Raw genomic sequence first — 808 nt, 5'->3', positions numbered from 1 at the left:
GCTCGAATTGAGCACCCACTTTTTATTCACTAATCAATCTTGTATCTCGCCAGTTTCTTTGTCTATGTCTCCTCTGCCATACTTGCGTTCCTGATAAACAGCATCGAAATATAGTCTTATCAGTCCAGTATGAGCACGTAAAACCGAATTAACGACCTTGATACTAGGCATGCCATATTCTGAACCATGAGCTTTTAAAAAGCGTCTCAATTCACGCATATTTGCCAAATTATGGTCATCAATCAAATCACAAACATCATTCAGCATGTCGTCTTTATCTTCCACATCAAGCGATATATATCTATCAATATCAAAATTATTTATCAGCGTAATATCTTTTTTATTATATTTATGTTTTTTCTTCTCAATAGCATCTTTAGACTCATGTGTAAGGTATGAATACATGCTTGCCATACTTCTGATGACTATTTGCACTTTAGCGATACTCCGATCACCTAGAAGCTGTTTAATCTTGTACCGAACACTATCAGCAGTAACTGGATTTTTAGCCACATAGACAACATGATAATGCGGCTTTTTATAGTGCTTGCCATTTCGTATGACATCATCAGGTGTCCATTTTGATTTATCAGTTTTTTCATCCATATCATGAAATGGACTAATAGCAATTGGAACACCAATTAATTCTAATTTCGATTTCCAATCTTCTGGAATAGATTCGGGATATAACAAAAAGGTGAAGTATCTTGATTTGTCTTTTGCCATAATGTTAAAATAGCCTTGATAGAACAACAATGTTTAGCGGAAACTATCGTCTTGCCCAAGCCGAGTTTTCGCTTATTTTTTT

1 protein-coding gene is annotated in these 808 nt (G+C 35.0%); it reads right to left on the bottom strand.

The genetic code is table 11. From position 1 onward, the window contains the following. Window positions 1–33: 33 nt before the first annotated feature. Window positions 34–726 carry a replication protein gene (locus IV55_RS10075; RefSeq protein WP_012695376.1) on the bottom strand — a complete coding sequence of 231 codons (693 nt, stop codon included), beginning with the start codon at window positions 724–726 and terminating at the stop codon, window positions 34–36. Window positions 727–808 lie beyond the last annotated feature (82 nt).

Source organism: Furfurilactobacillus siliginis (assembly GCF_001437435.1).
GTDB classification, from domain to species: Bacteria; Bacillota; Bacilli; order Lactobacillales; family Lactobacillaceae; genus Furfurilactobacillus; species Furfurilactobacillus siliginis.
This window is presented reverse-complemented; position numbering and strand designations above follow the sequence as displayed.